Below are 24,124 nucleotides of genomic sequence, written 5' to 3'. Positions count from 1 at the left end.
GGGATCGGAAGCCTCGGCCAGCGGTATCTTGCCGAAACTCCACCATATTGCGGGCCCGCGGGGCCGAACCACATTCCGAGGCGACAACAGGATCTTGTGCGAATCCCTTGCGGGAATCGTCCTGCCGTCCGGCGGTGTGGGAGACTGCTCGCCCACCTGACGTCCCGGCGGCCTCTGGCGGGCCGTCCGGGGAAACTCATACCAGCCGCGCCGCGACGGGAAAAGCCCGCCGCCGGTCACGAGGCCGCGCGTCACCAGTTGTCGCGGAACCACCTCATCGCGCGCTTGAGCGACCGGGCGGGATAGCGCTCGGCCGGGATCTCGAAATCCCACCACTCGTCCTGCGGATGCGCCGCGAACAGGCACAGCCCCACCGACGAGGCGAAGGCGGGCCCGGTCGCGGCCTGCGGCAGGCCCTGCACCCGCAGCGGCCGCCCCAGGCGCACGTTCTGGCCCAGGATCCGCGCCGCCAGCCCGTCGAGGCCGGGGATCTGGCTCGCGCCGCCCGACAGCACGATCTGCTGGCTCGGCAGGTCGTCGAAGCCCGCGACCTCCAGCCGGTCGCGCACGTCCTCGAGGATCTCCTCGACGCGCGGGCGCATGATCCCGATCAGCTCGGCCCGGCTGACGCGGCGGCGGTCGCGTTCCCAGTCGCCGGTCTCGCCGCCGATCTCGATCATCTCGCGGTCGTCCATGCCGGTCGCGTGCACGCCGCCGTAGAAGGTCTTGATCCGCTCGGCCGTGGCCATCGGCACCTGCAGGCCCTTGGCGATGTCCGAGGTGACGTGATCGCCGCCAAGGCGCACCGCGTCGGCATAGATCATGTGCTTCTTCATGAAGATCGAGATGCCGGTCGCGCCGCCGCCCATGTCGATGCAGGCCGCGCCCAGCTCCTGCTCGTCCTCGACCAGGCTCGAGATCCCCGAGACATAGGCGCCCGAGGCAAGCCCGGCGAGTTCGAGGTCGCAGCGCTTGATGCAGTGCAGCAGGTTCGAGATCGCCGACTGGTCGACGGTCAGCAGGTGCATGTCGACGGCAAGGCGGCTGCCGATCTGGCCGCGCGGGTCGGCGAGGCCCGAGCGGTGGTCGAGCGCGAAGTTCACCGGTTGGGCGTGCAGCGCCTCGCGGCCGCGGCCGAAGTCGGGCACGTCGGCCGAGGCCATGACGCGGGCGATGTCCTGCTCGCTGACCTGCCCGGCCTCGAGGTCGATCTCGCCGGCCAGGCCGTAGCTGCGCGGGTTGGCGCCCGAGAGGCAGGCGATCACGTGGTCGACGCGGACATTGGCCATCTTCTGGGCGGCCTGAACGGCGGTGCGGATCGCGCGCTCGGTCTCCTGCATGGCGTCGATCTCGCCGAAGCGGACGCCGCGCGATCGGGTGGTGGCGGCGCCGATCACGCGGAACTGCGACTGCCCGGCCATCGAGCCCAGGCCGTCCTCGCGTTCCGGCTCGGGGCCGTCGAACTGCAGCACGAGGCAGGCGATCTTCGAGGTGCCCACGTCGAGAATGGCGATCACGCCGCGCTGCATCGCCGCGCGGCGCATGTTCCGCATCGCCCTCTGGGCCTGGTAGAATTCCGTCATGTCACCGCCTCTTGCCCGCCCGCGTGGGTTTGAACCCGCCGTCTGTTGCGTTCCGCCGCCATTGCCCCGCCTCAGTTGCCTGCGACGAGCTTCTTTCCGTCCGATTTCGGGGTCTCGCCCCGGAACCGCGCCGCTGCCGTCTCGGCCAGACGCAGGGTCGGCCGCTCGGGGTTGCGCATGTCCACCACCGTGATGTCGCGCGCCAGGATGTCCTCGGCGCGGTCCAGCGCGATCACCGCCTCGACCGCGCGCACCGCGTTCTCGGTCGGCAGCTCGATCTCCTGGCCGCGGTCCAGCACGATGTTCCAGCGCCGCTCGCCCATCCGCACCAGGCCGCGGATCCGCGGCAGGATCGGCTGGGCGGCCGCGAAGATCGCCAGCGCCTCGGGCACCGCAAGCTCGGCCCCCTCCCCCGCCACCAGCGGCAGGTCGGCGCGCGCCTCGCGCGAGGTCAGCTGGGCGATGCGGTGGCCCTCGTCATCGACGACGTAGAGCCCGCCATCCAGCTTCCACACCAGCGCCGGCACCCGCTCGGTCACGTCGATCTGCAGCACACCGCCCGAGCGCACGCGCAGCTCGGCGCGCTTGACCGCGTCGATCTGCTCGATCTGCGCGCGCAGCGCCGGCAGGTCGAGCTGGAAGGACGACAGCGGGAACGGGATCTGGGTCACGTTGCGGATCGCGTCGGCCAGCGGCGCCGAGGCGCCGTCGATCGCCATCAGCGAGACCATGAACTCGGGCCGGTCCTGCACCGAGCGGGTGATCGACTCGATCCCCGCCGACAAGTTCGCCCGCCGCGTCTCCGAGGCCATGTAGATCCCGCCCACCGCGGCGATCAGCGCCACCGGCAGCCCGACCCGCAGCAGCCGGCGGTACATCGGCGTCAGCCACAGCCGGTGCAGGCGGTAGGCCGCGCGCGAGGGCGCGGGATCGCGACGCTGGGCAGAGAAGCCTACCGGTTGCACGACGCGTCCTCCACGATCCAGGCGCAGAGCGCGGGGAAGCCCAGCCCCGCATGGGCCGCCTGCTCGGGCGAGAGCGAGGTCGGCGTCATCCCGGGCTGGGTGTTGGTCTCGAGGATGTAGAGCCCGTCGAGCCCGAGGTCGGGGTTCCAGCGGAAGTCCGACCGCGACAGGCCGCGGCAGCCCAGCACCGCGTGGGCGCGCAGCGCATAGTCGCGCACCGCCTCGGCGATCTCGTCGGGGATGTCGGCGGGCAGGATGTGGCTCGACCCGCCGGGGGCGTATTTCGCGTGATAGTCGTACCAGCCCGAGGTCAGGATCTCGGTCACGCAGAGCGCGCGGTCGCCCAGCACCGAACAGGTCAGCTCGCGCCCCGGGACATAGGTCTCGACCATCACCGTCGCGGGCATCTCGTCCGACAGCTGCGCCGGGCCGTTGGCGCCATCCTGCACGATGTAGACCCCGACCGAGGAGCCCTCGGCATTGGGCTTCACGACGTAGGGGGCCGGCATCGGGTGGGCGGCGCGGGCCGCCTCGCGGCTGACGAGCAGGCTTTCGACCACCGGCAGGCCGGCGGTGCGGTAGGCGGCCTTGGCACGGGTCTTGTCCATCGCCAGCGCCGAGGCCAGCACGCCGGAATGCGTGTAGGGAAGGCGCAGCCATTCGAGAAGGCCCTGCACGCAGCCATCCTCGCCCCAGCGGCCGTGCAGCGCGTTGAAGACCACGTCGACGCGGGCCGCGACCAGCCGCGCGGACAGGTCCGCCCCGCCCTCGGGTCCGGCGTCGATCTCAACGACCTCGTAACCTGCCACCCGAAGGGCCTGGGCGCATTCACGCCCCGAGACGAGCGAGACCTCGCGTTCCGCGGAGGGTCCACCCATCAACACTGCCACTTTGGGGGCTGCCCTGCTCGACATGCCCGCCTCGTTTTCTTCCGCGGTTGAAGACCCGCGGCAAGTTCGGGGTTCACCCCGGAATTTGTTGTTATTCAGCCGCTTCCGGCCTGTCCCTCATGCCGCGGGTTGGCCCACGCGCATGATTTCCCACTCTAGCGAAATTCCCGAAACCTGCAAAACCTTTTTGCGGATCTCCTCGCCCAGCCCCTCGAGGTCGGCGGCGCTCGCGCCACCGGTATTCAGCAGGAAATTGCAGTGCATTTCCGACATCTCCGCCCCGCCCCGGCGGGCGCCGCGCATGCCGGCCTCGTCGATCAGCTTCCAGGCCTTCAGCTCGTGGGTGTCGGACGCCTCGCCGGTGCTGGAATAGCCGGCGGGGTTGCGGAAGGTCGAGCCCGCGGTGCGCGCCTTCGACGGCTGGCTCGCGTCGCGCTTGGCGATCTGGGCCTCCATCTTCGCGGCCAGCGCGGCCGGATCGCCCGCGGGCGGCGCGAAGGTCGCGGCGGTGATCACCCAGCCCTCGGGCAGCTCGGTCTGGCGATAGCCGGGCTTCAGCTCGGCCGGTGCCAGCGTCACGGCGCGGCCGTCGCGGGTCACCGCCTGCACCTCGGCCAGCGCGTCGAAGGTATAGCTGCCGTAGCAGCCCGCGTTCATCCGCACCGCGCCGCCGATCGCGCCGGGGATCGTGCGCAGGAACGCGAGGTCGAGCCCCGCCTCGGCCGCGCGCCGCGCGACATGGGCGTCGAGCGCGGCCGCACCGGCGGTGACGCGGCCCTGCGCGCAGTCGATGGCGTTGAAGCCCCGGCCCAGCCGGATCACCACCGCGCGCAGCCCGCCGTCGCGCACGATCAGGTTCGAGCCGACGCCCATCGGGAACACCGGCACCGCGGGATCGAGCGCGGCGAGGAAGGCCGCGAGGTCTTCGGCATCGGCGGGCTGGAACAGCCAGTCGGCCGGGCCGCCGACGCGCAGCCAGGTCAGGTCCGACAGCGCGCGCCCGGCGGACAGCGTGCCGCGCACGGGGATCTCGGCGGGGTCGGTGGTCATGGCGGTCCTCGCGGGCGGGTCGTGGCGGGCGGAAAGGGAAGGCTTACGCCTTCTCTAGCGGCCGGCGCCCGCGATGCAAGGCCGGGCGCAGCGCCGCGGTCGGCGGCCAGCGCAGCATCGCCGCCCCGAGGCAGAGCGCGACGATGCCGGCGACGGGGCCGCAATGCGCGGTCAGGTAGCCCAGCACCGCGATGCCGCAGACCACCAGCGCGACGCCCGCGCCCTGGCGCAGCCGCGCGGGCACGAAGGGCAGCGCGTTGACGGCCGTCACCCAGGCCATGAGGAGAACCAGCGACAGGGCCACCTCACGCAGCCTCCCGCAGCTTCTCGGGCAGCAGGTTGGCCCAGGCCGAGATCGTGCCGGCGCCGAGGCACACGACGATGTCGCCCGGCCGCGCCTGTTCCCGCACCAGCCGCGCCAGGTCGTCGACCGACAGGATCGCGCGGGCGTGGCGGTGGCCGTGGGCGATCAGCCCCTGCACCAGGTCGTCGCGGCTGGCCCCCGGGATCGGCTCTTCGCCGGCGGCATAGACCTCGGCGATGGCGACGACGTCGGCCTCGTTGAAGCAGGTGCAGAAATCGTCGAACAGCGAATGCAGGCGGGTGTAGCGGTGCGGCTGGTGCACGGCGATGACGCGGGCGCGCGGATTGCCCGCGACGGCCTGCCGCGCGGCCTTCAGCACCGCGGCGATCTCGACCGGGTGGTGGCCGTAGTCGTCGATCACGGTGACGCCGCCCAGCACCTCGCCCACCTTGGTGAAGCGCCGGTTGACGCCGCCGAACTTGGCCAGCGCCTCGCGGATCTCGTCCTTCTTCATCCCGAGGTGGCGCGCGACGGCGACCGCGGCCAGCGCGTTCGACACGTTGTGGTCGCCCGGCATCGGCAGGGTGCAGCCCTCGATCATGCCGTCCTCGGACTGCAGCAGGATGTCGAACTGCGCCACGCCCTTGTCATAGCGCAGGTTGACCGCGCGCACGTCGGCCTGGGCGTTGAAGCCGAAGGTGGCGATGCGGCGGTCGGTGACCCGGCCCACCAGCGCCTGCACCTCGGGGTGGTCGATGCAGCAGACCGCCAGCCCGTAGAACGGGATGTTGGTGACGAAGTCCTGGAAGCCCTTGCGCAGGTTCTCGATCGAGCCCCAGTGCTCCATGTGCTCGGGATCGATGTTGGTGACGATGGCGATGGTGGCGGGCAGGCGGTTGAAGGTGCCGTCGCTCTCGTCGGCCTCGACCACCATCCACTCGCCCTGCCCCGCGCGCGCGTTCGAGCCATAGGCATGGATCACGCCGCCGTTGATCACGGTCGGGTCGAACCCGCCCTTGTCCAGCAGCGTCGCGACCATCGTCGTCGTGGTGGTCTTGCCATGCGTGCCCGCGACCGCGATGTTCGAGCGCAGGCGCATGAGTTCGGCCAGCATCTCGGCCCGGCGCACCACCGGCAGGTTGCGCCGGCGCGCCTCGTCCAGTTCCGGGTTGCCCTTCTTGATCGCCGAGGAGATCACCACGACCTCGGCCTCGCCGATGTTCGAGGCGGCCTGCCCCTCGAAGAAGGTGGCGCCCAGCGACACCAGCCGGTCGGTGATCTTCGAGGCCTTCAGGTCCGACCCCTGCACCCGATAGCCCAGCGTCATCAGCACCTCGGCGATGCCCGACATGCCGATGCCGCCGATGCCCACGAAGTGGATCGGCCCGAGTTCGAGGGGGAGTTTCGTCGCTGCCGCGTTCATTGCCCGTCCTTCTTCTTGTTGGCCGCGCCCTTCCGCGCGACGGTTTCGACCAGGTCCGCCAGCCGGTCGGCCGCGTCGGGAATGCCCTGCCGCAAGGCGGAAAGGGCCATCTGCATGGCGCCGCCCGGATTGTCCAGCACTGCCGCCACGAGACCCGCGATCTCGTCCGGCGTCGCGCGCCGCTCGGGCACCAGCGCCGCGGCGCCGGCATCCACCAGCCCGCGCGCGTTCGCGGTCTGGTGATCGCCCGCGGCGGCGGCGAAGGGGATCAGGATCGAGGGCCGCCCGATCACCGAGATGTCGGCCACCGACGAGGCGCCCGAGCGCGAGATCACCAGCTGCGCCTCGGACAGGCGGCGGGGGATGTCGGCGAAGAAGGGCTGGACGTCGGCGGCGATGCCGGCCATGGCATAGGCCTCGGTCACCCGCTCCTGGTCCTCGCCCCGCGCCTGGTGCGAGACGCGCAGCCGGTCGCGCACCTCGGGTGGCAGCAGCGCCAGCCCCGCGGGCACCGCGTCCGAGATCACGCGCGCGCCCTGGCTGCCGCCGATCGCGACGATGTTCACCGGATAGGGCCCGGGCGGCATGTAGGGCGCGCCCGCGCGTTCAAGCACCGCGGCCCGCACCGGGTTGCCGACATGGACCCCCGTCACCCCCTCGGGCAGCCGCGTCGGCCAGATCGAGCAGGCGAAGGCGTCGACGCGGGTGGCGAAGACCCGGTTGACCTTGCCCGGCACGGCATTCTGTTCGTGGATCATCCGCGGCACGCGCAGCAGCGTTGCCGCCGCCAGCGCCGGGATCGACGGATAGCCGCCGAAGCCCGCGACCACGGCGGGGCGGTCGCGCAGCATCGCCATCGCCGCCGAGGCGACCCCGCCCGCGATGCGCAGCGGCGTCACCGCCTTGGCCAGCGCGCCGCCGCGCGCGAAGGTGGCCGAGGCCACCTGCTCGACGGGCACCGCCTCGGGGAAGCCGCCGGCATAGCGCGCGCCGCGCGCATCGGTGGACAGCTTCACCCGCCAGCCGCGCGCCAGCATCGTCTCGGCCAGCGCCTGGGCGGGGAACATGTGCCCGCCGGTGCCGCCTGCCGCGATGAGCAGGAGCGGCGCCGCCATGTCAGCGACCCCGGCGCATCAGGTGGTCGGCGATCTCGCCCTGCGGCCGCTTGCGGGTCAGCGCGAGCAGCATCCCCAGCGCGATGCCCGAGGCGATCACCGACGAGCCGCCGTAGCTGACGAAGGGCAGCGTCATGCCCTTGGCGGGCAGAAGCCGGACCGCGACGCCCATGTTGATCATCGCCTGCACGCCGAAGGCGGCGGCCAGGCCCGCGCCCGCGAGCCGGATGAAGGGATCGCGCTCGCGCATCAGCCGGAAGAACGACCGCACGACCACGGTGGCGTAGAGCGCGATGATGCACATCACCATGATCAGGCCGTATTCCTCGGCCGCGACGGCGATGATGAAGTCGGTATGGGCGTCGGGCAGCGACCACTTGACGGTGCCCTCGCCGACGCCGACGCCGAAGAAGCCGCCGTTCTGGATCGCGTTGGTGGCATAGCCGATCTGGGTGCGGGGATCGACCTCGGCGGTCAGGAAGCCGTCGATCCGGCGGGCGAAGTGCTCGGAGCTTTCATAGGCGGTGAAGCCGCCCATGACGACAAGGCCGAAGATCGCCACCAGCAGGAAGATCGGCGCGCCGCCGACGAAGTAGATCACGCCCCAGCTGAACATCACCAGCGAGGCCTGGCCGAAGTCGGGCTGGGCGGCGAGGAACAGCACCACGGTCACCGCGATGGCGAAGCTGTAGAGCCGGCCGGGCGGGCCGTTCAGCTCCTGCGCGGCGGCGATCAGCCAGGCGGTGAGGATCACGAAGCAGGGCTTGAGGAATTCCGACGGCTGCACCGAGCCGAAGCCCATCGAGTACCAGCGGATCGCCCCCTTGCCGAAATCGGTGCCCAGGAAGGGCAGCATCACGATCGAGGCGAAGGCGATGGCGAAGCCCATCACGCCCATCCGGCGCACCTGCGTCGGCGACAGCATCGACACGCCGAACATCACCGCCAGCGCGATCACCCCGAAGAAGGCCTGCCGCTCGACGTAGTAGAAGGGCTTGAGCCCGTTCTTCTCGGCCAGCGGCGGCGACGAGGCCAGCCCCAGCAGCAGCCCGACCCCGAACAGCAGCAGGACCGCCGACAGCGACCACTTGTCGATCGTGCGCCACCATTTCGGGAGCACAGGCTCGCCGACACGGGCCGGCATGGTGCCGAAGACCATTTCCGTCATGGGATACCGCTTTCACTGCCTCGGGATGCCCGGGTTCGTGCCCGGATCTGCCGGCGAGTCTAGCGCGACCGGCGCGCCCGCGCCAGCGCGAAGATGGCGCGGGCGCGGCGCGCACGGGGCGCTTTGCGGCCCCGCCCCGCCGTGGCAGGCTGGACGGGCCGGACAAGTCGTCGTGAGGTGCCCCATGAAAGTCGCGATCATCGGCGCGGGCCAGGTCGGCAGCGCCGCCGCCTTCGCCATCGCCCTGCAGGCCGCGGCCTCGGAGATCGTGCTGATCGACCGCGATCCCGCGCTCGCCGCCGCCCAGGCCGAGGACATCGCCCATGCCGTGCCCTTCGCCGGCGCCGCGCGGCTGGGAACGGGCGGCTACGACGCCGCGGCGGGGGCGGCGGTCACGGTGCTGGCGGCCGGGGTGGCGCAGCGGCCGGGCGAAAGCCGGCTCGACCTGCTCGCGCGCAATGCCGAGGTGTTCCGCGCCATCGTGGCCGAGGTGCTGCGCGTCGCGCCCGGCACGCTGATCCTGGTGGCGACGAACCCGGTCGACATCATGACGCAGGTGGCGACGCGGCTGTCGGGCCTGCCGCCCGGGCGGGTGATCGGCACCGGCACGATCCTGGACACCGCGCGGTTCCGCCACCTGCTCGGCCGTCACCTGGGCGTGGCGCCGCAATCGGTGCACGGGCTGGTGCTGGGCGAGCATGGCGACAGCGAGGTGCTGTGCTGGTCGGGCGCGACGCTGGGGGCGGCGCCGCTCGCGCAGGTGGCCGAGGATCTGGGCCGGCCGCTCGACCCCGCGGCGCGCGGCGCGATCGACGCGGGCGTGCGGCGCGCGGCCGACCGGATCATCGCCGGCAAGGGCGCGACCTGGTTCGGCATCGGCGCCGGCATCGCCCGGCTGGTGCAGGCGATCGCGACCGATGCACGCGACGTCCTCACCCTGTCGATGCTGACGCCCGAGGCCTGCGGCACCCGCGACATCGCGCTGTCGCTGCCGCGGGTGATCGGGGCCGAGGGCATCGTCGCCACCCTGCCCCCGCAGCTGTCGCGCGACGAGACCGAGGCGCTCGCGCGCTCGGCCGCGCTGCTGAAATCGCTGGCCGACCCGCTCGGGGTCTAGGGATCCTGGCGCTGGGTTCCGGGGAAGGCGCCCATCCCGTCAGGCGCGGGCGTGGCCCGCTGCCGGTCAGGCGCGGATCCACTCCTCGGTCCGGCCGAAGGCGGACAGGTCGAAGCCGCGCACCGCGGCATCGTCGACCATCACGAACTCGTCCAGCTGCGGCGGCGCGACCGAGGTCGAGGACAGCATCGCGTGGATCTGCCCGCGGTGATGCTGGTCATGCAGGAACAGGTGCAGCAGCGTGTCGCCCAGCGTCTCGATCTGCACCCGGCCGGCGCGCTGGATCTGCACGATCGTGTTCAGGTCGCCCGGCACCAGCGCCTCGGCGATCGCGACGGCGCGCAGGTCCATCTCGACCTGCGCCTCGGCCCAGGCGGCAAGATCGGCACAGGGCTCGGGGTCGTCCCAGGCCGCCGGGCCCAGGGTGCCGCCACCGATCGCGTCGAGGTAGAAGCGGTCGATGACGAGGATGTGGTTCATCGTCGCCCGGATCGAGGGGAAGAAGCTGGCGCGCGGCGCCTCCCATTCCCCCGGGGCGAGCGCATCACAGGCCCCGTGCAGCCGCCGATTGGCGAGCAGCGCGTTCCGGGCCATCTGGCGAAAGGGGCGGCAGGGGTCGGTCATGGGCCGGGATAGGATCATGCCGCGCTGCAGAGGTCAATTCTCGCATCCCGAATGTGCCGTTTTTCGTGGCACATACGCACACAATCCGCCGTCAACCGATGCGATTAAGCAAATTTGAACAAAAACCCGTCCGCCAGACGGAACCTGCCGGGCGATCCCCACCGCGCGACGCGAGTCGGCCCGGCAGGGTCGGCGCCCGCGCGATCAGGCCTCGTTCCAGCTGCGATTGACGGTGCCGAGATCGGCCACCGCCATCGCGCCCGGGCGCGGCGAGACCGAGGACGGCCAGCGCGCCTCGAGCAGGCGGGCCTTGTCGATCTTGACCCAGCTCACCCGGTCGCCCTGATTGCCGCCGAGGATCAGGTAGCTGTGGGCGTCCTCGCCGCCGTAGAAGCCGACATGGCCCTTGAACGAGCTGCGGCTCTCGCGCCAGAACACCATCACCGCGCCCAGCGTCGGCTGGCAGGCATTGCCGAACTTCAGCCAGTTGCGGGCCCCGAGCGGCGCGGGCGGCAGCGACTCGCGGTCCAGCGTCGAGCCGATGCAATGCGCGACGAAAAGCCCGCACCACGGGATGTCGTCATCGGGATAGTCGATGCCGAGATCGCCCGCGAGCTTGAGGATCTCGGGGTTCGAGCCCGGCCCCACCTTCTCGCGCAGGCCCAGCAGGCGCTTGGCCTCGGCGAACCACACGAGCCCGACATCGCCGGTGCCCGCCAGCCCCAGCGGCGGATCGGCCAGGTCGGGGAACAGGGCCTTGAGCGTCTGGGGTCCGACGATGCCGTCGACCTCGAGCTTCTTGCTGGCCTGGAACTTGCGCACCGCCGCCAGCGTCTGGCGGCCCCAGACCCCGTCGAGCGGCCCGGGGTTGAACCCCTTGGACGCGAGGGCCTTCTGGATCTCGATCAATCGCATAAACACCACCTGAAAATGGCCGGATCACATGAACGGACTGCAATAGAGATGTCTGAAAATAGGGCGCCGCTCTCCCGGGCGACGACGACCAAGCTACCACAACTGCTGCACGAATCCAGCGCCGGCTGCCGGGCATGAAAAAAAGCCGCCCGAAGGCGGCTTTCCGTCCGGCGGTCGCGCGGATCAAAGCTGGGCGGCAACCTCTTCGGGCACATCGAAATTGTGCGTGACGGTCTGCACGTCGTCGTCCTCTTCGAGCGTGTCGATCAGCTTCATAAGCTTCTCGGCCGTCTCGAGATCGACCTCGGTCAGGGTCTGCGGCTTCCAGATCAGCTTGGCCTCGGTCGACTCGCCCAGTTCCTTCTCGAGCGCCTCGGTCACGTCGTTGAGCGCCTCGACCGAGCAATAGACCCAGTGGCCCTCTTCGCTGCTTTCCACGTCATCGGCCCCGGCCTCGAGCGCGGCCATCATCACCGTGTCGGCATCGCCGGCCTCGACGGGGAAGCTGACCTCGCCCACCCGGTCGAAGCCGTGGCTGACCGAGCCGGTCTGGCCCAGGTTGCCGCCCGACTTGGTGAAATAGCTGCGCACGTTCGACGCGGTGCGGTTGAGGTTGTCGGTCATGCACTCGACGATCACCGCGATGCCGTTGGGGCCGTAGCCCTCATAGCGGATCTCGGTGTAATCCTCGGCATCGCCGCCCTGCGACTTCTTGATCGCGCGGTCGATGACGTCCTTGGGCATCGACTGCGACTTGGCGGCCTTCACCGCCAGACGCAGGCGGGGGTTCTTTTCCGGATCAGGGTCGCCCATCTTCGCGGCGACGGTGATCTCCTTGGAAAGCTTCGAGAACATCTTCGAGCGAAGCTTGTCCTGCTTGCCCTTGCGGTGCTGGATGTTCGCCCATTTAGAATGGCCTGCCATGACCCGTCACTCCGTCGCCTGTCTGGAACGGGGGCCTCATAGCGCAAGGCGGTGGTCCCCCGCAAGCGGGGCGCGCGCGCGCGCTCAGTCGTAGCGCGGATAGCGCTTGTCGCGCGAACCGGGGGTCTTGAAGCGTTCGACCCGGCCATCCTCGCTGGTGATGGCGACGGTGGCATAGGGCTCGACCAGATCGCCCAGCGCGGGCTTGAGCCAGTTCTGGCGCTGGATGCGCACGTCGAAGCGGGCCTGGTGCGGGCAGTCGATGAACATGCCCATGCCGCCCTCGGGCTGCATGGTCGAGCGGCAGACGGCGCCGTCGGTGAAGCGCACGGTCAGCCGGTCCGAGGTCAGCTTGATGCCGTCGACCCGGGCGGGCCATGGCGCGCCCGCGGCGGCCGGCAGCGCGGACAGCGGAAGCCCGAGGGCCAGCGAGGTCAGAAGGACAAGGCCGATGCGCGTCATGCGGCACCTTTCCGGGCTCGGGGAGATCATGCTCAAGACTACACACAAAGCCGCGATGGCGCCACCCCCGCGGCGGATTGCCGCCTAGAGCGGCCAGAGGATCGGGATCAGCGCGCAGGCCACCAGCCCGCAGATGATGTTCAGCGGCAGCCCCAGCCGGACGTAGTCGGTGAAGCGGTAGCCACCCGGCCCGTAGACCATCGTGTTGGTCTGGTAGCCGATCGGGGTGGCGAAGGCGAGCGTGGCCGAGAACATCACCGCCACCACGAAGGGGCGCGGGTCGCGGCCCAGCTCGTTCGCCAGCTGGATGCCGATCGGGGTCAGGATCACCGCGACCGCGTTGTTCGACAGGATCTCGGTCATCACCACGCCCAGGAAATAGACGCACAGGATCGTGAGGAAGGGCGAAAGCCCCTCGAGATGCGGGGCGATGGCGCGCACGATCAGGTCGACGGCGCCCGACTGCTCCAGCCCCTCGCCCACCGCCAGCATGGCGAAGATCAGCGCCAGCAGCCGGCCGTCGACGAACGAGAACGCCTCGTCCGCGTCGATGCAGCGGGTCACGAGGATCACGGCGACGGCGATGAAGGCCAGCGCCATGATCGGGGCGACGTCGAACGCCGAGAGCACCACCACCGCCAGCAGCGCCGCGACCGCGATCGGGGCATGGCCGCGGCGGAACGGGCGCTCGGTCGGCTTGGAGACGTTCACAAGGTCCATCTCCTGCGCCAGCCGGCCGATGTCCTCGGTCGCGCCTTCCAGAAGCAGCGTGTCCCCCACCCGCACCTCGAGATCGTCGAGCTTGCGGCCGATGTTCTGGTTGCGGCGGTGCGCGGCCAGCACGTAGACACCGTAGCGCCGCCGCAGCCGCAGCTCGCCCAGCGTGCGCCCGATCATCCGGCAGCCGGGCGAGATCAGGACCTCGACCGTCTCGGTCGCGACCGAGCTGAGCTTGTCGACCATGTGCAGCTCGCGCCGCTGCTGCAGGTCGAGCAGGTCGGTCATCTCGGTGCGCAGCACGATGCGGTCGCCCGCGGCCAGGATCGCCGAGGGCAGGTCGCGCCGCAGCGAGGCGTCGCCGCGCAGCACGTCGATCACCCGCATGCCGTCGCGCTTGAACAGCGCGGCCTCCAGCACCGGGGTGCCGATCAGCGGGCTGTCCTCGGGCACGGCGACCTCGGTGAAGTACTTCATCGACCGCCGGCCGATCAGCATCTCGGCCATCGACACCCGCGCGGGCAGGATGCGGTTGGCGAAGAAGCCCATGTAGACCGCCCCGGCGGAGGCCACGGCCAGCCCCAGCGGCGCGATCTCGAAGATCGAGAAATGCGCAAGGCCGCGGTCGCGGGCGACGCCGTCGACCAGCAGGTTGGTCGAGGTGCCGATCAGCGTGATCATCCCTCCCAGAACGGTGAAATAGCTTAGCGGCATCAAAAGCTTGGACGGCGACGTTCCCAGCTTGCGCGCGATCTGGATCACGATCGGGATCATCACCGCCACGACCGGGGTGTTGTTCATCACCGCCGAGGCGAAGGTGACGAAGACGAACAGCGACAGGATCGTGCGCCGCGGCGCCGAGCTGGCGTGGCGCTCGATCACCTTGGTCAGCTCGTTCAGCGCGCCGGTGCGCACCAGCCCGCCCATGATCAGGAACATGAAGGCGATGGTCCAGGGCGCGTTGTTGGCAAGGTTTTCCGCCGCGTCCTTGTAGGGCAGCAGCCCCGTCAGGATCATCACCGCGGCGCCGACCATCGCCACCACCTCGGTCTCGAACCATTCCAGCGCGAAGACGATGAACATTGCCGCGACGATGGCGATGGCGAGATAGGCCCGCGCGTCACCCGATAGGCCGAGATCGATCATGTGGAAACGGCTGCCCCCGCAGAGAATTGCGCCCGTTATCGCCGCTTGTGCGCGGTGCGGCAAGCGTCTCGACGCGGCGCGGCGCGGGCGGGGTGCAAACCCATGCAAGCCGCGAAATGTTCGATTTGGTCAAGACGGCGCACCACGGCCGGCCGGATTCGCCGGCAGATGTCGCAAATCCGCGCGGCCGGCTCAGGGCGCCGAGGGTTGCAGCCGCCCGCCGACACGCACCGCGACGATGCGGGTGGCGCGGCCGGTGCGGTCGTCGGTCTCGACATAGGCGCCCGACAGCGTCGCCTCGCCCTCGGCGGGGGTGAATCGCTCGCGCCCCATGCCGGTGATGAAGCGGCGCATCGGCTCGGCCTTGTCCATGCCGATGACCGAATTGTAGTCGCCGCACATGCCGGCATCGGTCATGTAGCCGGTGCCGCCGGGCAGGATCATCGCGTCGCCGGTGGGCACGTGGGTATGGGTGCCCACGACAAGGCTCGCGCGTCCGTCCAGCCAGTGGCCAAGCGCCATCTTCTCGCTCGTGGCCTCGGCATGGACGTCGACCAGCACCGCCTGCACCGCGCCGCCCAGCGAATGCGGCTTCAGCGCCGCCTCGATCCCCGAGAACGGGTCGTCGAAGGGGCGCTTCATGAACACCTGCCCCAGCACCTGCGCGACGGCGACCTTGCGGCCGCGGGTGGCGGTGAAGACCCGCACGCCCTGCCCCGGCGCCACCTTCGAGAAGTTGACCGGGCGGATGATGCGCGGCTCGGTCTCGATGAAGCGCAGCATGTCCTTCTGGTCGAAGGCGTGATCGCCCAGCGTCACGCAGTCCGCCCCCGCCTCGAGCAGCAGCTTCGCGTGGTCGGGCGTGAGCCCGATCCCGGACGAGGCGTTCTCGCCGTTCACCACCACGAAATCGAGGCCCCAGTCGGCCCTGAGGCCGGGAAGCCGGTCGCGGATCGCCGTGCGCCCGGCACGACCCATCACATCGCCAAGGAACAGAAGTTTCATGCCCCGGCCTTAGGCCCGCCGGCGCCCGGGGGCAAGGGCTCCGTCGCGGCCGAGGACACCTGCGCGCCCAGCCAGTCGCGAAACGCCAGCCCCAGCGGGTCGGCCGCCTTGCCCTCGGGCAGCACCACCCAGTAGGCCTCGGCCGAGGCGACGGGCCGCGGATCGAGCACCGCGAGCCGCCCCGCGGCAAGCTCGGTCTCGATCAGGTAGCGCGGCAGCAGCGCCGCCCCGAGCCCGGCGAGCGCGGCTTCGATCAGCAGCGCCTGGTCGTCGAACCGGTGCCCCGCCCAGCCTTCGCGCGCGATGCCGCCCGCGGCCAGCCAGTCGGGCCAGAGCCGCGGCCGGGCCTCGAGATGCAGCAGCGCCACCGCGGAGAGCGCGGCGGGCGCGGCGGCGACGGGCACGATCTCGTCCCGGCAGAGATAGCTGCAGACCCCCGCCGGCCAGGCCGGCTGGCCGTGGTGAATCGCAAGGTCCACGCCCTCGGCCTCCATGTCGAAGGGCGCGGCGCGGGTGTGCAGGGTGACGCGCACGCCGGGGTGGCGCGCGAGAAAGCCCGGCAGCCGCGGCACCAGCCACCGCGCACCGAACCCCGGCAGCACCGCCACCACCAGCGCCCCGGCGATGTCGCGCCCGCCGATCGCGCGCAGCGTCATCCGCTCGGCCGCGTCCAGCAGCGCCTCGGCCTCGGGCAGCATCCGCCGCCCCGCGTCCGACAGCACCACCCGCTGCCGGATCCGGTCGAACAGCCGCAGGCCCAGCTGGTCCTCGAGATCGCGGATCTGGCGGCTGACGGCGCTTTGCGTGCGCCCCAGCTCGACCGCGGCGCGGGTGAAGCTGAGGTGGCGCGCGGCGGCGGCAAAGGCCTGAAGCGCGCTGGCGTCGGGGATCATGCGGCCCTTGATCATGCGAATCCCGCATCAAGTGAAGCGAATTTGGCGGATGATAGCCGGCAGGTGACGCGATATGAAGATGATCGAACCGGCCTTTGCGAGGGACCCCGCATGACACTTTCCCAAACGACCCAGGACATCCTCACCCGGCTTGGCGTCGCGCCCGGCGCCTGGACCGGCGGCAGCATGGCCAGCTTCTCGCCCGTGACGGGCGAGCGGATCGCGCAGCTGGCCGCCGACACCGCCGAGACCACCGCCGCCGCCATCGGCCGCGCCGCCGAGGCGTTCAAGGCCTGGCGGCTGGTGCCCGGTCCGAAGCGCGGCGAGCTGGTGCGGCTTCTCGGCGAGGAGCTGCGCGCGGCCAAGGCGGATCTGGGACGGCTGGTGTCGATCGAGGCGGGCAAGAGCCCGTCCGAGGGCGCGGGCGAGGTGCAGGAGATGATCGACATCTGCGACTTCGCCGTCGGCCTGTCGCGCCAGCTGTACGGCCTGACCATCGCGACCGAGCGCCCGGGCCACCGGATGATGGAGACATGGCACCCGCTGGGCGTCGTCGGCGTGATCTCGGCCTTCAACTTCCCCGTCGCGGTCTGGTCTTGGAACACGGCGCTCGCGCTCGTCTGCGGCAACCCGGTGGTGTGGAAGCCCTCGGAGAAGACGCCGCTGACCGCGCTCGCCTCGGCCGCGATCCTCGACCGCGCGATCGCGCGGTTCGGCGCGGCGCCCGCGGGGCTGAGCCAGGTGCTGATCGGCGGGGCCGATGTCGGCACGGCGCTGGTCGAGGATCCGCGCGTGGCGCTGGTCTCGGCCACCGGCTCGACCCGGATGGGGCGGATCGTGGCGCCGAAGGTGGCGGCGCGGTTCGGCCGCACGATCCTTGAGCTGGGCGGCAACAATGCGGGCATCGTCTGCCCCTCGGCCGATCTCGACATGGCGCTGCGGGCGGTGGCCTTCGGCGCGATGGGCACCGCCGGCCAGCGCTGCACCACGATGCGGCGCCTGTTCGTGCACGACAGCGTCTATGACGCGCTGGTGCCGCGGCTGGTGAAGGCCTACGAAAGCGTCACCGTGGGCGATCCGCTGACCTCGGGCGCGCTGGTCGGCCCGCTGATCGACAAGGCGGCCTTCGAGGGGATGCAGGCGGCGCTTGCGGCCGCGACGGCCGCCGGCGGCACGGTGGCGGGCGGCGCGCGGGTCGACGTGAACGGCGCGGAAAGCTTCTATGCCCGGCCCGCGATCGTCGAGATGCCGTCGCAATGCGGCCCCGTGCTCGAAGAGACCTTCGCCCCGATCCTCTACGTGATGAGATACAGCGACTTCGAGGCGGTGATCGAGGATCACAACGCCGTCGGCGCGGGCCTGTCGTCGTCGATCTTCACCACCGACCTGCGCGAGATGGAGACCTTCCTGTCCGCCGCCGGCTCGGACTGCGGGATCGCGAACGTCAACATCGGCACCTCGGGCGCCGAGATCGGCGGCGCCTTCGGTGGCGAGAAGGAGACCGGCGGCGGACGCGAGAGCGGGTCGGACGCGTGGAAGGGCTACATGCGCCGGGCGACGAACACGGTGAACTACTCGCGCGAGCTGCCGCTGGCGCAGGGGGTCGTGTTCGACCTCTGACCGGCGCACGTCGATGCATGACAGGGGGGCGGCGCCGGGACCGGGGCCGCCCCCTTCGCGTCCGGGGGCGCGCCGCAGCTTAGCGGGGGCGGGCCGCGCCCGGTTCGGGCCAGTCGCCCGCGGCCCGCATCCGGCCGATTTCATCCAGAAGCAGCGCGCGCAGGGCGGTGGTGGCCCGGCTGTCGTCGCGCCGCGGCGGCGAGACGAGCACGAGGCGGCGGGTGATCCGCGGCCGGTCGAGCCGCAGGATGTCGAAGCGCGCGCGCGGATCCTCGGTCCCGAAGGCCGAGAGCGGCAGCACCGTCGCCCCGAGCCCCGCCGCGACCAGATCGAGCAGCACGCGGAAGCTGTCGGCCTCGAAGCGGACCGCCAGCCGCACGCCCGCCCGGCCCGCCGCCGCCTCGACCACCATGCGCAGCCCGTGCGGACGGCTTGGCAGCACGAGGTCGCGCGTGCCCAGCGTGGCCACCGGCACGGGCCCCTCCCCGGGCGATCGCGCGCCGTCGCCGTCGCCGTCGTCGCCGCGGCCGGATCTGGATCCGCCGGGGGTCGATCCCTTCGGCGCGACCAGCACCAGTTCCTCGAACATCAGGTCGCTGACCGGCAGGTGCATCTCGGACGCGCGGCCATAGACGATCGCGAGGTCCACCTCGCCGCGGTGGGTCCAGTCGATCAGGTGGCCGGCATAGGCCTCGAGGATGCGCAGCGCGACGCCCGGCAGCTCGCGCGCGCAGCGCACCGCCAGCCGGCCGGCCAGCACGTTGCTGACCGTCGGGATCACCCCCAGCGTCACCGCCCCGCTGGGGGCCGCCGACAGCGCCCGCACGCTGTCGATCGCGCCGTCCAGCTCGGCGATCAGGGCCGGCACCCGCGCGAAAAGCTGCGCGCCCTGTTCGGTCAGGCGCATCCCCCGGGTCGACCGCAGGAACAGCGGCGCCCCGATCTCGTGTTCCAGAAGCCGGATCTGCCGCGACAGCGCCGGCTGCGCGAGGTGCAGCCGGTCCGAGGCCCGCGCGAGCGATCCGCCCTCGGCCACCGCGACGAAGCTGCGCAGCAGTTTCAGGTCCATCCGTCACCTCCCGCCGGGCGGGCCTTGCCGGGACGGCATGGCTCCCATCGCCGAATTCGAATTTCCGCAAGGCCCACGGCACGCGAGGCTCGGGGCAGATCCACGGGTGACGCCAGAGCCGCCCCATGTCCGGAGGACCCGCCATGCCGCCACCCGACAGCCTGACCGCCGCCCGCCCGCCGGCGCCCGCCGCCGCCCCCGACTGGCCCGCGGGCCTGCACCGCGCCCTGTCGCGCGCCGGGGTGACGCAGGTCGGCATCGTGCCCGACGCGGGCCATGCCGCGCTGATCCGGCTGTGCGAGGCAGACCCCGCGATGCGGGTGGTCCGGCTGACGACCGAGGAGGAGGGGATCGCGCTTGCGGGCGGGGCCTGGCTGGGCGGCACCCGGGGCGTGGTGCTGATGCAAAGCAGCGGCGTCGGCAACTGCATCAACATGCTGTCGCTGCCCGCGACCTACCAGCTGGCGGTGCCGATGCTGATCACGATGCGCGGCGAATGGGGCGAGTTCAACGCGATGCAGGTCCCGATGGGCCAGGCCACGCTCGCCTGCCTGCAAGCGATGAACGTGGTGACCAATCATGCCGAGCGGGCCGAGGACGTGGTCGAGGCCGCCGAGGCGACGCTGAACCTGGCCTTCAACACCTGGCGCCCGGCGGCGACGCTGATCGGCCAGCGCGTGCTTGGGGCCAAGAATTTCAAGGAGCTGACCTGATGGCGATGGTGGCGAAGGATGGCCGGCTGCACCGGCGCGCGGTGGTGGCGGCGCTGCTGGAGGATCGCGGCGGGCTGGCGGTGGTCTCGGGACTGGGCGCGCCGGCCTGGGACCTTGCCGCGGCGGGCGACCATGCGCTGTCGCTGCCGCTCTGGGGGGCGATGGGCGGGGCGGCGATGGTGGGGCTCGGCCTCGCGCTGGCGCAGCCCGGGCGGCCGGTGATGGTGCTGACCGGTGACGGCGAGATGATGATGGGTCTGGGCGCGCTGGCGACGATCGCGGTGGCGGCGCCGGCGAACCTGTCGGTCGTCGTGCTCGACAATGGCGTCTACGGCGAGACCGGGATGCAGCCCGCCCACAGCTCGGCCGGTGTCGACCTGGTGCAGATCGCGCGCGGATGCGGTTTCTCGCGGTTGGCCGAACCGACCGACCCGGCCGGGATCGCGGCGCTGCGCGCGCAGGTCCACGCCTGCGCCGGACCGCTTTTCGCCCGGGTGGCGATCGATCCCGAGAAGCTGCCGCTGGTGCTGCCGCCCGAGGCGATCGTGCTGAAGAACCGCTTCCGCGAGGCCGTGATGGGCCGCGATGCGCTTTATGCCTGACGGCGTATCCCCCGCGCCGCGGCGGCCGGGGGGCGCGGGCGGATCAGTCCTCGGCGTCATCGTCGGCGTCATCCGGCCCGACCAGGCCCTCGTCGCCGCCGCCCTGTGCCGGCGGGGGGGCGCTCGCGGTCCGCGGATCGGATTCGCGCTCGAGCGCGGCGGCGATCGCGCCGGCGGCGGCGGCGAGGGCGGGCAGGATCTTGGGCAGCTGCTCCTCGGGCGTGCCGGCATTGCGCAGCACGAGGCAGCTGACCGCCGCCTCGACCTCGCCATGCACGAGGATCGGCAGCGCCACCGCCCAGATCCGCGACTGGTAGATCTCGTCGAGATAGGTCTCGTCGGCAAAGCCCATGCCGCTGGCGCGCACCTGCTCCAGCCGCTCGGGCAACCTTTCCCACAGCGCGGGGTCGCTGTCCCAGCGCGAGGGGCTGGCGCGCAGCTGCCCGAGAAGCGGCGCGCGGTCCTGCTCGCGCATGTGCGCGAGATAGGCCAGCCCGACCCCGGTCGCCAGGAACGGGATCTGCGCCCCGAGCCGGCCCGACATCGACATGCCGTAGGCGGCGCGGTTCGAATAGGCGATGGTCATGCTGCGCCCCTCGCGCACCGCCAGGTTCGACGGCCAGCCGACCTCGCGGTGCAGGATGTCGATCTCGGGGCGGGCGATCTGCACGAGGCGCGAGCGCGCGTCATAGCCGCGGCTCAGCGTCTTGGTCCGCGCCGAGACGGCAAAGCCGTGGCCGTTCTCGCAGCGGTAGACATAGCCGCAGGATTCAAGCGTCTCGAGGATGCGCACCACGGTCGGCTGCGGCAGGCCGAGCCGGCGCGCGATCGCCGAGGCGGTGATCTCGCCCTGTTCGCTGACCAGCGACAGCACGTCGAGGGCCCGGACCACCGCCCGCACAGGTTGGAACGCCGCCATGACATCTTCCTTCGTCTTCCCGCGACGGGGCGGTGCCCCACCCCTGGCCCCGGCCAAGGCCCCGCGCATGCCGCGCCCTTTGCCCGGGCGCGCATCGCCCGCGGGCCGCGGCGAGCCGCTCACAGGCCGAGCGCACTGCGCACCAGGGTGTCCTGTTCTGCCACATGCCGGTCGATTGAACCACCCGCCGCGACCGGCAGCGCCGGACGGCCCGCATAGCCGAGCGACGCGATCGGCGCCGATCCGGCCGGGCCGGGTGCGGCCAGCACCGCGCGGACATGGGCGAAGGCGCCCTGGTTGCGCGGCTCTTCCTGGCACCAGACCAGCGGCCCGGTCGCCAGCCGCGCCGCCACCTGCGCCCCGGCCCGCGCCAGCGCCGCCGTCACCGCGCCGCGGTCGAGCGGATAGAGCTGCTCGACCCGCAGGATGCCGACACGCGCCGCGAGCCCGGCCTCGGCCCGCGCCGCGGCAAGTTCGTAGGCGATCTTGCCCGAGCAGAGCACGAGCCGCTCGGGCGCCTCGGGCCCGTCGTAGATCAGCGGGCGAAAGCCGGTGCCGGGCCCCATCTCGTCCAGCCGCGACACCGCCGCGCGGGCGCGCAGCAGCGATTTCGGGGCCACCACGAACAGCGGCTTGCGCCAGGGGGCGCGGATCTGGCGGCGCAGGAGGTGGAAGAGATTGGCCGGCGTGCTGGGATTGGCCACGATCGCGTTTGCGCCGACGCAGGCCTGCAGCAGCCGCTCGGGCCGGCACGAGGAATGGTCCGGCCCCTGCCCCTCGAGCCCGTGCGGCAGCAGGATCACGAGGCCCGAGCGCAGGCCCCATTTCGCCTCGGCGCTGACGACGTACTGGTCGACGACGATCTGGGCGCCGTTGAGGAAATCGCCGAACTGCGCCTCCCACAGCGTCAGCGTGCCGGGATCGACCAGGCTGTGGCCGTATTCGAAGCCCAGCACCGCGTATTCCGACAGCGGGCTGTTGTGGATCTCGAACCGGGCGCCGTCGCGCGCCAGCGCCGCGAGCGGCAGGCGGCTGGCGGGGCCCTCGGTATCGTGCAGCCGCAGGTGGCGCTGGGTGAAGGTGCCGCGCACGCTGTCCTGCCCCGAGAGCCGCACGCTCGCCCCCTCGTCGAGGAGGCTTGCGAAGGCGAGCGCCTCGGCGGTGGCGAAGCCCACGCCCTCGCCCCGCTCGAGGCTCTGGGCGCGGGCCGCGTAGAACTGGCGCACCTTGGGATGGGGCGAGGCCGCGGGCGCGATCAGCCCCGCCGCCGCGCCAAGCCGCACCAGCCGCGCCGCATCGACCCCGGTGTCGACCGGGGCGAGGATCTCGGCCGGCCCGGCCGCGGCCACCGCGTCCCAGCCGGGCTGGAACGGGGCGTCGTCGTTGGGCAGCAGGCTGTCGATCACGTCATAGGCCGCGACCAGCGTGTCGCGGAAGGCCGCCAGCTCGGCCTCGACCGCGGCGGCACCGGGCGGGTCGGCCGCCGCCAGCGCCGCCTGCGTCGCGGCGCGCAGCCCCGGGCGGGCATCGATCGCGGCCCAGGTCGCGGGCTGGGTGAAGCGGGGCTCGTCCAGTTCGTTGTGGCCGTTGCGGCGGTAGCAGACGAGGTCGATGAAGATGTCGCGCCCGAAGCGTGCGCGCCAGTCGGCCGCCAGCGCGGCCGCCGCCATCAGCGCGCCGGCGTCGTCGCCGTTCACGTGGATCACCGGGGCGCCGACCATCTTGGCCACGTCGGTGCAGTAGCGCGCGCTGCGCCCCTCGGAGGGCAGCGTGGTGAAGCCGATCTGGTTGTTGACGACAAGGTGGATCGTGCCGCCGACGTCATAGCCGTCAAGCCGGCCCATCTGCGCCAGTTCGGCCGTGATCCCCTGGCCCGCGAAGGCCGCATCGGTGTGCAGCAGCAGGCAGAGCGCGCCCGGGCCGGCCTGCGCCGCGGCGGCGGGGGCGCCTTCCCGCCGCGCCCGCGCCATGCCCGTCGCCACCGCAGCCACCACCATCAGGTGCGAGGGGTGCGGCGCGATCGACAGCGCCAGCCGGCGGCCCTCGATCTCGACCTCGGCGACATGGCCGAGGTGATAGGGCACGTCGCCGGTGAAGTCGGGCCCGCCGCGCGTCAGGTCGCGGCCCTTGATTTCGGCCAGAAGCCGCGCGGGATCCTTGCCCAGCACCGTCGCCAGCAGCGCCAGCCGCCCGCGGTGCATGCCGCCCATCACCACCTCGTCCAGGCCCGCCCGCGCGCCCTGGCGCAGCAGCTCCTGCATCAGCAGCATCATGCCCTCGGCGCCCTCGCTGCCGAAGCGCTTCTTGGTGGGGAACTTCAGCCGGACGAACTGTTCGAACGTGTCGGCGCGGCCGATGGCGCGATGGGCGCGGGCGCGGTCCTGCGGCCCCGGCTCGGCCAGCGCCAGCGCCTCGAACCGGGTCTCGATCCAGGCGCGTGCCGCCTCGTCCTCGACCGCCTCGGCCTCGAGCGCGGCCGGCCCGCGGTAGATCCGGTCGAGCAGCGCGACGAGGTCGCGGCCCCGGCCCTGCCCCGCCGCGCCGCCGAGCCGCCAGCCGATCGGCCCCGGCAGCGCCTCGACCGCGGCGCGGTCGCGTGCGAGCCGCCCGGTCTCGTGCCGCGGCGACAGGCCCAGCGGGTCGAGCGCCGCCCCGAGATGGCCGTCGCGGCGATAGCTGTCGACCAGCCGCTCGACCAGCACCGCGGCCGGGGCGCCCTCGGCCGGGCCGGGCGCGTCGAGCGCCTCGAACCACAGCCGCCAGTCGGCCGGCACCGCCAGCGGATCGCGCCGGTAGCGGGCATAGAGGTCGAACGCATAGCCGTTGTCCTGTCCGACCGGCAGGCCCGCGGCGCGGTGGTCTTCGGTAGTGCTGAGCAGTGTCATCTGAGGCCTTCGCGA

At 71.9% G+C, this 24,124-nt stretch carries 22 protein-coding genes; 4 read left to right on the top strand and 18 right to left on the bottom strand.

The genetic code is table 11. From position 1 onward, the window contains the following. Positions 1–251: 251 nt before the first annotated feature. The 8 genes from ftsA to V8J39_RS18955 form a co-directional block, all read right to left on the bottom strand. Positions 252–1,583, bottom strand: a complete 1,332-nt coding sequence (gene ftsA, locus V8J39_RS18990) for a cell division protein FtsA (protein WP_336462535.1) — start codon at positions 1,581–1,583, stop codon at positions 252–254. A gap of 71 nt (positions 1,584–1,654) precedes the next feature. Continuing rightward, positions 1,655–2,548: a cell division protein FtsQ/DivIB gene (locus tag V8J39_RS18985; protein ID WP_336462534.1), complete on the bottom strand. Its 894-nt coding sequence runs from the start codon at positions 2,546–2,548 to the stop codon at positions 1,655–1,657. Beyond that, positions 2,536–3,426, bottom strand: coding sequence for a D-alanine--D-alanine ligase (locus V8J39_RS18980; RefSeq protein ID WP_442902616.1), 891 nt, complete (start codon positions 3,424–3,426; stop codon positions 2,536–2,538). The genes V8J39_RS18985 and V8J39_RS18980 overlap by 13 nt, the downstream gene beginning before the upstream one ends. Before the next feature lie 129 nt (positions 3,427–3,555). Further along, complete coding sequence (gene murB, locus V8J39_RS18975; protein WP_336462532.1) at positions 3,556–4,488, bottom strand: UDP-N-acetylmuramate dehydrogenase; 933 nt, start codon at positions 4,486–4,488, stop codon at positions 3,556–3,558. A gap of 43 nt (positions 4,489–4,531) precedes the next feature. Further along, positions 4,532–4,792 carry a DUF2484 family protein gene (locus tag V8J39_RS18970; RefSeq protein WP_336462531.1) on the bottom strand — a complete coding sequence of 87 codons (261 nt, stop codon included), beginning with the start codon at positions 4,790–4,792 and terminating at the stop codon, positions 4,532–4,534. 1 nt (position 4,793) lies between these two features. Next, positions 4,794–6,215: a UDP-N-acetylmuramate--L-alanine ligase gene (murC, locus tag V8J39_RS18965; protein ID WP_336462530.1), complete on the bottom strand. Its 1,422-nt coding sequence runs from the start codon at positions 6,213–6,215 to the stop codon at positions 4,794–4,796. Continuing rightward, positions 6,212–7,330: a UDP-N-acetylglucosamine--N-acetylmuramyl-(pentapeptide) pyrophosphoryl-undecaprenol N-acetylglucosamine transferase gene (locus V8J39_RS18960; RefSeq protein WP_336462529.1), complete on the bottom strand. Its 1,119-nt coding sequence runs from the start codon at positions 7,328–7,330 to the stop codon at positions 6,212–6,214. Before V8J39_RS18960 ends, murC begins: the two co-directional genes overlap by 4 nt. A 1-nt stretch (position 7,331) precedes the next feature. Next, entirely contained in the window at positions 7,332–8,498 is a 1,167-nt protein-coding gene (locus V8J39_RS18955) for a peptidoglycan glycosyltransferase FtsW (RefSeq protein ID WP_336462528.1), read from the bottom strand. Between the two features lie 184 nt (positions 8,499–8,682). Here V8J39_RS18955 and V8J39_RS18950 point away from each other — a divergent pair, with 184 nt between their 5' ends. Further along, the gene (locus V8J39_RS18950) at positions 8,683–9,615 is read left to right on the top strand and encodes an L-lactate dehydrogenase (RefSeq protein ID WP_336462527.1); all 933 of its coding nucleotides are present in this window, start codon (positions 8,683–8,685) and stop codon (positions 9,613–9,615) included. A gap of 66 nt (positions 9,616–9,681) precedes the next feature. On the opposite strand, the gene V8J39_RS18945 is transcribed toward V8J39_RS18950, so the two are convergent. The 7 genes from V8J39_RS18945 to V8J39_RS18915 all read right to left on the bottom strand — a co-directional run bounded on the left by V8J39_RS18945 (position 9,682) and on the right by V8J39_RS18915 (position 16,316). Then, positions 9,682–10,239 carry a DinB family protein gene (locus tag V8J39_RS18945; protein WP_336462526.1) on the bottom strand — a complete coding sequence of 186 codons (558 nt, stop codon included), beginning with the start codon at positions 10,237–10,239 and terminating at the stop codon, positions 9,682–9,684. A gap of 204 nt (positions 10,240–10,443) precedes the next feature. Beyond that, positions 10,444–11,154 (bottom strand): NlpC/P60 family protein, encoded by a 711-nt coding sequence (locus V8J39_RS18940; protein ID WP_336462525.1) that lies wholly within the window; start codon positions 11,152–11,154, stop codon positions 10,444–10,446. A 183-nt stretch (positions 11,155–11,337) separates the two neighbouring features. Beyond that, positions 11,338–12,078 carry a YebC/PmpR family DNA-binding transcriptional regulator gene (locus V8J39_RS18935; protein ID WP_336462524.1) on the bottom strand — a complete coding sequence of 247 codons (741 nt, stop codon included), beginning with the start codon at positions 12,076–12,078 and terminating at the stop codon, positions 11,338–11,340. Between the two features lie 84 nt (positions 12,079–12,162). Then, positions 12,163–12,540, bottom strand: a complete 378-nt coding sequence (locus V8J39_RS18930; protein WP_336462523.1) for a hypothetical protein — start codon at positions 12,538–12,540, stop codon at positions 12,163–12,165. Positions 12,541–12,624: 84 nt separating this feature from the next. Next, the gene (locus tag V8J39_RS18925; protein WP_336462522.1) at positions 12,625–14,403 is read right to left on the bottom strand and encodes an SLC13 family permease; all 1,779 of its coding nucleotides are present in this window, start codon (positions 14,401–14,403) and stop codon (positions 12,625–12,627) included. 192 nt (positions 14,404–14,595) lie between these two features. Continuing rightward, the gene (locus tag V8J39_RS18920) at positions 14,596–15,408 is read right to left on the bottom strand and encodes a TIGR00282 family metallophosphoesterase (protein WP_336462521.1); all 813 of its coding nucleotides are present in this window, start codon (positions 15,406–15,408) and stop codon (positions 14,596–14,598) included. Further along, positions 15,405–16,316, bottom strand: coding sequence for a LysR substrate-binding domain-containing protein (locus tag V8J39_RS18915; protein ID WP_336462520.1), 912 nt, complete (start codon positions 16,314–16,316; stop codon positions 15,405–15,407). The genes V8J39_RS18920 and V8J39_RS18915 overlap by 4 nt, the downstream gene beginning before the upstream one ends. 96 nt (positions 16,317–16,412) lie before the next feature. On the opposite strand from V8J39_RS18915, the gene amaB reads away from it, so the two are divergent. After that, the gene (amaB, locus tag V8J39_RS18910; RefSeq protein ID WP_336462519.1) at positions 16,413–17,921 is read left to right on the top strand and encodes an L-piperidine-6-carboxylate dehydrogenase; all 1,509 of its coding nucleotides are present in this window, start codon (positions 16,413–16,415) and stop codon (positions 17,919–17,921) included. Positions 17,922–18,000: 79 nt separating this feature from the next. On the opposite strand, the gene V8J39_RS18905 is transcribed toward amaB, so the two are convergent. Beyond that, complete coding sequence (locus V8J39_RS18905; RefSeq protein WP_336462518.1) at positions 18,001–18,990, bottom strand: LysR substrate-binding domain-containing protein; 990 nt, start codon at positions 18,988–18,990, stop codon at positions 18,001–18,003. A gap of 143 nt (positions 18,991–19,133) precedes the next feature. Between V8J39_RS18905 and V8J39_RS18900 the strand changes: the two genes are divergently transcribed. Both V8J39_RS18900 and V8J39_RS18895 read left to right on the top strand, forming a co-directional pair. Beyond that, positions 19,134–19,703: a thiamine pyrophosphate-binding protein gene (locus tag V8J39_RS18900; protein ID WP_336462517.1), complete on the top strand. Its 570-nt coding sequence runs from the start codon at positions 19,134–19,136 to the stop codon at positions 19,701–19,703. Continuing rightward, on the top strand, positions 19,703–20,305 hold the full coding sequence (locus V8J39_RS18895) for a thiamine pyrophosphate-dependent enzyme (RefSeq protein WP_336462516.1): 603 nt from the start codon (positions 19,703–19,705) through the stop codon (positions 20,303–20,305). Before V8J39_RS18900 ends, V8J39_RS18895 begins: the two co-directional genes overlap by 1 nt. 43 nt (positions 20,306–20,348) lie before the next feature. On the opposite strand, the gene V8J39_RS18890 is transcribed toward V8J39_RS18895, so the two are convergent. Beyond that, the gene (locus V8J39_RS18890) at positions 20,349–21,224 is read right to left on the bottom strand and encodes an IclR family transcriptional regulator (RefSeq protein ID WP_336462515.1); all 876 of its coding nucleotides are present in this window, start codon (positions 21,222–21,224) and stop codon (positions 20,349–20,351) included. Positions 21,225–21,343: 119 nt separating this feature from the next. Continuing rightward, on the bottom strand, positions 21,344–24,109 hold the full coding sequence (locus tag V8J39_RS18885) for a 2-oxoglutarate dehydrogenase E1 component (RefSeq protein ID WP_336462514.1): 2,766 nt from the start codon (positions 24,107–24,109) through the stop codon (positions 21,344–21,346). Positions 24,110–24,124 lie beyond the last annotated feature (15 nt).

It is taken from the genome of Frigidibacter sp. MR17.24, from assembly GCF_037095655.1.
Taxonomy (GTDB): domain Bacteria; phylum Pseudomonadota; class Alphaproteobacteria; order Rhodobacterales; family Rhodobacteraceae; genus Frigidibacter.
Note: the sequence above shows the minus strand (reverse complement) of the source record. Positions and strands in the feature narration are given on the sequence as shown.